The sequence below is a fragment of the Bacillus cereus group sp. BfR-BA-01383 genome (assembly GCF_022663495.1).
In the GTDB taxonomy this organism is placed as follows: Bacteria; Bacillota; Bacilli; order Bacillales; family Bacillaceae_G; genus Bacillus_A; species Bacillus_A cereus_AU.
The window spans coordinates 1-7088 of the sequence record NZ_JAKUFP010000068.1 but is presented as its reverse complement, the minus strand read 5'-3'; the positions used below and the strand labels follow the sequence as shown (position 1 = coordinate 7088).

Here is a 7088-nt window from a genome sequence, read left to right as displayed (position 1 = left end):
TGTGGAGATAGCCTAATAAATTAGAGTTCGATAGAACTCTTTACTTAGGAATCCCCCTCTTCTAAACGAAGTGAAAGTGGGGGTAGTTCAACTACGGGACAAAAAAGATATATTAAATAAAATGATCAAACTTTTTTTAAAAAATGAATGTGGGTAAAATGCCAAAGAGCTAAATTTTGATCAGACTTTTTTCAAAATTTAGCTCTTGTTTTTTGCTGAAAAAACAATACGTCACACAAGTTTTTGATCAAACTTTTTTTAACACCTACACCTTGTTCCATGCCGCCTGGCGAATTCAAACGGCAAGCCGCTATTCGCCCTAGATCTATCACCCCTGCCACAGCACAGGCTTTGTCACCATGAACCATAACATCGCCATTAAAAGAACAATGTAAATCCAAACAGAACGCTGCAACAATTGAATCAAGGCGTTCTTGTCTTGGCCCGTTTCGCTGAATTTCCGAATGGTCGGAGAAAAGGCGCGGGCCAGGAAAAATATTGAACTCGCCATGAGAATAAGGGTCATCACAATCCAAGGGGTCTTCCAAGTCCAAGGGCCCGCCAGTACAAGCAGAACCCCGGATGCAACCAGCACATGCCCGGCATGCTTGGCCAGCCTGACCGAAAATCGGAATACATCCAGGTAAGCCTGCTGTGTTCGGGCCTCTGTAGCCCGCATTTTTTTGATGAGCGGAAGCAATACAAAAAACGGGCCGATGGATAAGATTACACTAAAAATATGTATATACAGAAGCAGTCGATATAACATGTCCATCCTTATATCACATTAACCTTCGATGAGACGGAACTCATGAACCCAAACTCTCATATTTGGCAGCCACGGCATGCCAGGGTGAAGAGACAGGATAGATTGCTTATATTCCTCTACATTCGCATAGCCTTCTTGACGGGCATGCTCATCAGTCAATTCGCCAAGTGACTGCGAATAGACCTTCTCCACAACATACCGGTGACCTTGAAGCTCCATCACTTCCCCGACATCCGCATATCTCCCGTTGCGGCGAGTAGCCGTTTTCTGTCCTGCAAGCACTTTTTCAATGTCCTCCTGAATCGTGATGAGACGTTCAATCGTACATGTTTTTGGCGGTAAAGCGTTCGTTTCATTTTGGTTTGTCATCTGGGTCACTCTCCTTTTTTCATTTAAGCATAAGCCCACTTTATCATATAAAAAAATTATTCTATATAGCAAGTTTCTACTTAATAGGGATAACAAACTTTTGATGTTATCCCCTTAGGGTAGACAGTGTAAAAAGACCATGAATACACATGGATGTTACACTTTTACTTGGAGGGGATTTTATTATGGTTAAAAAAGGGGATAAATTTCAAACTTATTCAGATAAATTAAAGATACAAGTTGTAAAAAGTTATTTAAATGGTGAGGGTAGCCAATCAGCTATAGCGAAAAAATATGAGCTTAGAAGTAGAACACAGTTAATGAATTGGGTCCGGAAATATCAAAAAACAGGTGATATTTCAGACTTGCGGGGGCAAAATGGTGGTAATAACGGCTTGAAAACCTCTTAAAAGGTCGTCCTCGTAAGAAGTTCGATAGTATGGAAGAAGAATTGGAATACTACAAGGCGCAAGTGGCTTACTTAAAAAAGCAGTATCCAAATCTATAGGAGGTGTTCTTGCTCAAACGGCTAAGTACGAGATTATTGAAGAACTACGTTCTCGGTACAAAGTAACCTGGCTGGTCGTCATTGCACAGTTAAATCGCTCTAGCTACTATAAGTGGCGTTCAACATGTAGTCATAGGAAATTACGCCTTTCAAAGGATAATACATTGCATGAACAGATTCAAGCAATTCACATAAAACGCAAGGAATATGGTTATCCTCGCATGACAATCGCCTTACGAGAGGCTGGATTTTTCGTGAACCACAAAAAAAGTATATAGACTTATGCGAGAGCTTCACATTCAATCGATTATCCGTAAAAAGCGACGCTTTTTCAAAGGAAAATCCTCGAAGATTTTCCCAAATGTAGTAGAACGACAATTCCAAAACCGCAAACAAAATGAGGTACTTGTCACAGATATCACTTATTTGCCATTCAAAGATAAATTTCTCTATTTATCGGTCGTTCAAGACCTTTACAATAATGAAATCGTTGCTTGGAAACTCTCACATCGCAATGATTTACAACTTGTTCTAAAAACATTAGATTTAGCAACACAAAAAAGAGATGTGTATGGAACCATCATCCACTCAGATCAAGGATTCCAATATACATCTCCTGCTTATTATCGTATGCTTCAACAGCTAGGCGCCATCGGCAGCCATTCCCGCAAAGGAAACTGCCATGACAATGCTTGCATTGAATCATTCTTCTCTCATTTTAAATCTGAAATTATGGCTAGAGCATATTACACCTTCTCGGATCAAGTAAAATAAAAAAGTACGCCATCTTTTCTCAATGGAGCACTTTTTTATACAAATCATTTAGAAGAATGTATTTATTCCATGCCGTGTATGTAGAAGCCCTGAGTGAATCAGAGTAAGGATGGTGTTTCATTTTTTCTTGTATTATGATTAAATTATTGTAAAATTAGTATTTTGCAGACTACTAAAAATAGTATAATGAATATAATCATATTTTAGAAAGAAGGTATTCCCTTGAAGAAGATTCACGTTATTCATGAAAACACAGAGTGGACAAGACATCTAACGAGAAGATTAGAAGAACTCAATCTTCCTTATGAAGAATGGCATTTGGACAAAGGGAATGTTGATCTTTCGTCTGTTCCGCCGCAGGGCGTATTTTATAACCGTATGAGCGCTTCTTCTCACACAAGAAATCACCGTTTTGCACCAGAGTTTACGGGTGCTGTCCTTGCTTGGTTAGAGAGGCATAACCGAAAAGTGTTCAACGGAAGCAGAGCATTGCAGCTTGAAGTAAGTAAAGTCGCGCAATATATGGCACTGAATGCAGAAGGAATCCGGACACCTAAGACAATTGCAGCTGTTGGTAAGGATCATATTATAGAAGCGGCAACGCAATTTGAAGGACGTCTATTCATTACGAAGCATAACCGTGCTGGAAAAGGACTAGGTGTTCAACTGTTTCAGTCTGTTGCTTCTTTACAAGAATACGTAGAAAGTGCAGCATTTGAAGAGCCAGTAGATGGTATTACATTAATTCAAGAATACATTCAATCTCCTGAGCCCTACATTACACGTTGTGAGTTTGTAGGCGGGAAATTTGTATATGCAGTTCAAGTCGATACGTCCAAAGGCTTTGAATTGTGCCCAGCTGATGCTTGTCAAATTGGCGATTTGTTCTGTCCTGTTGGAGAGAAAGCCCCGGAAAAACCGAAGTTTCAAATTATTGAGGGCTTTGATGACCCAATTATTCAAAAATATGAGGCTGTTTTGGCTGCAAATGATATTGCCATCGCGGGCATTGAGTTTATTCGAAATGCCGATGGTGAAATTTTCACCTATGACATTAATACAAACACAAACTACAATGCTGACGCTGAAGCAGTTGTTGGAAAATACGGTATGCTAGAGATTGCGAAGTTTCTTGGTAGTGAATTAGAGAAAATATAATAGATAGGGAGAAAGCTGCTGATGAAGCAGCTTTTTTTTGTAAGTTCAATTTGAGCGCAAATTGTTAATTTTGTATTTAAAACTACATATAGGAAGCACCATACATGCCCATCAACTTAAGATATGGATATGAAATAAAATCACGATGTTTACAAGAAAGATGCGATGCTATATTTTTTCAATTAAAGAATTCTAAATGTGTTTTGATCAAACCTTTTTATAAAAATTGAACATCCAGTCACAAAGAAAGACTCTATTTTGATCAAATTTTTTTCAAAATGGAGTCTTTTTGTGTAACATAGAATGTGGATTTGTAAGAGATTTTTAATCAAACTTTATAAACAGTATGTTTTTTATCTTAAATCAATTATATCCATAAATTTAAGAAAAATTCTGTTATAAGATGCATCAGTACAAGTTATTAAATTTTTTATCGGATTTATGTCAGTTATAGTCATATATCTAGTAAGCAAATGACCATCTCTATAATAAGTAATCAATTTCTTCTCTTCAGAAAGATATGAACATAATAACATGTTTTCAATACGTTCTTGTTCGTCTTGGGTTAATGTAGGGCGCTCCACTTTTGTCTGCTTTTTAACAATCTTACCAATACCGATGAATTTCTTCGGTATCGAAGCGAATGGAGTCCGCTTAACCATTCCTATTCTTTTTGGCATATTTGTATAGTTCATGCTGTATATCCCCCTAATTGCTATTAATAACCGTATCATTATATCAAACTTTAGTTATATTAGGATTAATTATGTGATTATAAAATAAATATTTAGAGGTTTTTGGCTCCTTATAAAATCAAATCAATTTAACTAAGCATGATTTATATATATAATAGGAGAAATTACTGTGGAGTCCCTTTGTAGGTAAGTGTGTTGTTGCTGGTTCTGTTGATGCAGGATTAGGATTTATAATTGATGTGGAGATAAGTGTAAATGGTTCATATCAATATAGTACATAATAGTCATTGGCAAGTGTTCTATATTTCGGCTAGTAATACGTTTGTGAATGTGTGTTAATTTAACGAAAAAGGTCGCCTATTACGGGCAGTCTTTTTCGTGCTGTATGTAACATTATTTACTTGTTATTTTTTTCGGTTGTCAATTTCGTGTGCTCATTTAACCAAATATCTATTAGATTTCGTAATGTAATAGTTTCTATTTCAAGAGGGATTTCATCTTTATCATACTTATTAAATATAAAAGTTTTATCTTTTCGAACATTTGCTCCAAAAATATTCGCACTTATTTTTTCATGATCACTTTTTTCGTTTAAAACTTTATCTACAGTTTCTGCTATCCAATCACCGAATTCAGATACCTCTACATTTAAAAAAGCTTCTAAAATATCGAATTTCTTTGGTAATCTAATAACTAAACTACCTGTACTAAGTAATTCAAATTTGTAATCCATATTATTTTCTCCTTCAAAAATTGAATTATCGACCTTGTCTTGGAAATGCAGAAATAATTTTAACATTTCAATTAAATTGGTGTTTCACACCTTCACATTTTTGAGGAAGGAGTCTTCTGTCGAAAAACGATAAAGATGATGAAACGTTACCTGAAAAGATTGGTTATCCAGAAAAGAGCCGATTGTTTGGGATGAGTAAACATTACTTAATCGCTGTAGAAGGCGAAGATTATCGTGAGAGGGAGTGAATGATATGTTCCCTAAATGCAATAACACAAATATTATCCGTAAAGAAATTTACTCTGGTGTAATTGAAACAAAGGGGTGTGATTGTGAGGTGGCTAAACGACAAGAAGCTTCGAATACAGAGCGTTGGGAGGCTTGGCTACAAAGGTTTGCGGAATTATAAAAGGGTTGTAGTGTGAACAACGTTGTTCGAAGCTATCAAAAAGGAAAATATGCAATAAAAGTAAAAAAGGACAAGCAGTCGTATCTGCTGTCCTTTATAGGAGGAAAATTATTCTGGATTAGAACTACGAATAGCCAGAAAACGCGCTTATAACCAATGTTGTTAAAGATGTAATAATCTATGCAACAAGGAAGCTTAGTCGGAATTCAAAACACCAAAATGGCTTGCATTGGTAAAAAGGCTCAAAAGTAGTATATGTAAAATGAAAATTCTCATACAAAAAGCAGACAACAATTTTGGTTGTCTGCTTTTTGTATGAGAATGAGTTAGTCGATTGTGATAAATCGCTGTCCCATTACAAGAAGAGTGAAGCTGCTAGGTCAAACAGCTTGTAGGTAGTGTTTTCGATTTCTAAAAAAATATACAGAGAAAGCAGATAAGTGAAGAACCTACCTGCTTACTACTGTAACAAAAGAAAGAAGTACCAGCCGTGGATTAAGCGGCTTGGAAGTAGTATGTATTGATTTGGAAAAATTATTCAATGGGTGAAGAGAAAAATGGAACTGATAGTGAATAGTGTATGTGAAATAATTTGGTTAATGAGTGAAACGAAAGTAGAACGCATCCAAATTACATACGAAATTGGCGATATCATAGAGCAGAAATGCTGACGGTGTTATTTTAATCGTTCAGCAAACGAATGTTTCAGTATCAATGAATACAAGGTATGCCCGACTGGTCAAGAGTTACGTCAGTTGGGTAGATATTTTGATACTTGAAAACTGGAGTTTGCTGCAGCTTCGATGATTAGGAATTCCATAATCGGTATACTATTCGTATTTTTTGGAAGATCAATTGGGCCTGGTTGTGGAAGAACAGGAGCAGCTAAAAAAAGAGGACTATTCCCGGTATTTTCAGTAGGCTCAGTAACACCTGTAATTCCAGTGCCAATCGGCCCAAAAGCTAACTGCTCGGCCCAAGGAATGGGGAGGAAGAGTTTGGCTACTGTAAAAATGGATTACGGCTATTCACCAGCCTATCTATAGCATGACCGGGACCTAGAATTTTATTCAGATAAACAAAAAGAGCAGTAAGTTTTCACTCACTGCCCATCTCTAGGGGAATTGGAGATTAGTGTATCTACAGTATTTGGCCTCACCATATCAAAAAAAGAAAATCGTACGTTAACTGAACTATGTTTATTAGAGGATAGTTAGTTCAGTATAAGAGCTAATATCCTCTTTTTTAATACATATTAGAATTATAAACTATTCTTATAAATTCTAGTTTAATGTGTTTATTTTATAATCTTATTTTATGGTGGTGGATATTGTGAAAGTACAGGAAGGAATGGAAGATGGAATAGGATTAAATAGTGGTAATCGTTCCGAGCGAGAACATGCATACCCAATTTATCATTTTAGCCAAGAAGACTCCTTCCTCAAGGAACGCGAAGTGAGTAGGTGGGAGATGAATTGGCTTCGGACAAGGGATAGCAGGAAGCCACCTTAATTGTTCGACATACGTAAACGGTTATTTCACTACCTATCGAATATACGTTTGTTTTATAATAGACACATATCGAAATGGGGGTGAAACGAATGATGATCAATAAAGCATATAAATTTCGTATCTATCCAAATAAAGCACAAGCGACCCTAATCAATAAAACG

11 protein-coding genes and 3 pseudogenes are annotated in these 7088 nt (G+C 36.5%); 10 read left to right on the top strand and 4 right to left on the bottom strand.

The genetic code is table 11. The annotated features are described in order from the left end of the window. Positions 1 to 328: 328 nt before the first annotated feature. Positions 329 to 769, bottom strand: a complete 441-nt coding sequence (locus MR065_RS26525) for a DUF2269 family protein (protein WP_242215675.1) — start codon at positions 767 to 769, stop codon at positions 329 to 331. Positions 770 to 787: 18 nt separating this feature from the next. After that, complete coding sequence (locus MR065_RS26520) at positions 788 to 1138, bottom strand: ASCH domain-containing protein (RefSeq protein WP_071734882.1); 351 nt, start codon at positions 1136 to 1138, stop codon at positions 788 to 790. Between the two features lie 185 nt (positions 1139 to 1323). On the opposite strand from MR065_RS26520, the gene MR065_RS26515 reads away from it, so the two are divergent. From MR065_RS26515 to MR065_RS26505, 4 genes and pseudogenes are all read left to right on the top strand, one after another. Continuing rightward, positions 1324 to 1548, top strand: coding sequence for a transposase (locus tag MR065_RS26515; protein ID WP_242215674.1), 225 nt, complete (start codon positions 1324 to 1326; stop codon positions 1546 to 1548). A gap of 262 nt (positions 1549 to 1810) precedes the next feature. Further along, positions 1811 to 1924 carry an IS3 family transposase gene (locus MR065_RS27865; protein ID WP_215582847.1) on the top strand — a complete coding sequence of 38 codons (114 nt, stop codon included), beginning with the start codon at positions 1811 to 1813 and terminating at the stop codon, positions 1922 to 1924. Next, positions 1923 to 2420: pseudogene (locus MR065_RS26510) on the top strand (IS3 family transposase); the annotation flags it as partial. The gene MR065_RS27865 and the pseudogene MR065_RS26510, both read left to right, overlap by 2 nt. A gap of 222 nt (positions 2421 to 2642) precedes the next feature. After that, on the top strand, positions 2643 to 3578 hold the full coding sequence (locus tag MR065_RS26505) for an ATP-grasp domain-containing protein (RefSeq protein ID WP_242215672.1): 936 nt from the start codon (positions 2643 to 2645) through the stop codon (positions 3576 to 3578). A 353-nt stretch (positions 3579 to 3931) separates the two neighbouring features. On the opposite strand, the gene MR065_RS26500 is transcribed toward MR065_RS26505, so the two are convergent. After that, entirely contained in the window at positions 3932 to 4273 is a 342-nt protein-coding gene (locus tag MR065_RS26500) for a YolD-like family protein (RefSeq protein ID WP_242215671.1), read from the bottom strand. Between the two features lie 197 nt (positions 4274 to 4470). Here MR065_RS26500 and MR065_RS27650 point away from each other — a divergent pair. Beyond that, positions 4471 to 4612 (top strand): annotated as a pseudogene (locus MR065_RS27650) (N-acetylmuramoyl-L-alanine amidase); the annotation flags it as partial. A 58-nt stretch (positions 4613 to 4670) separates the two neighbouring features. Here the strand turns inward: MR065_RS27650 and MR065_RS26495 are convergent. Continuing rightward, positions 4671 to 5006 carry a hypothetical protein gene (locus tag MR065_RS26495; RefSeq protein WP_242215670.1) on the bottom strand — a complete coding sequence of 112 codons (336 nt, stop codon included), beginning with the start codon at positions 5004 to 5006 and terminating at the stop codon, positions 4671 to 4673. Positions 5007 to 5137: 131 nt separating this feature from the next. Between MR065_RS26495 and MR065_RS27860 the strand changes: the two are divergent. The 5 genes and pseudogenes from MR065_RS27860 to MR065_RS26475 form a co-directional block, all read left to right on the top strand. Beyond that, positions 5138 to 5254: pseudogene (locus MR065_RS27860) on the top strand (ATP-binding protein); the annotation flags it as partial. Between the two features lie 5 nt (positions 5255 to 5259). Then, entirely contained in the window at positions 5260 to 5415 is a 156-nt protein-coding gene (locus MR065_RS26490) for a hypothetical protein (RefSeq protein WP_242215669.1), read from the top strand. 803 nt (positions 5416 to 6218) lie between these two features. After that, complete coding sequence (locus MR065_RS26485; RefSeq protein ID WP_242215668.1) at positions 6219 to 6461, top strand: hypothetical protein; 243 nt, start codon at positions 6219 to 6221, stop codon at positions 6459 to 6461. Positions 6462 to 6747: 286 nt separating this feature from the next. Beyond that, positions 6748 to 6927 (top strand): hypothetical protein, encoded by a 180-nt coding sequence (locus tag MR065_RS26480; protein ID WP_242215667.1) that lies wholly within the window; start codon positions 6748 to 6750, stop codon positions 6925 to 6927. A gap of 89 nt (positions 6928 to 7016) precedes the next feature. Further along, a partial coding sequence (locus tag MR065_RS26475) for a helix-turn-helix domain-containing protein (RefSeq protein ID WP_170956714.1) occupies positions 7017 to 7088 on the top strand: 72 nt, incomplete at its 3' end.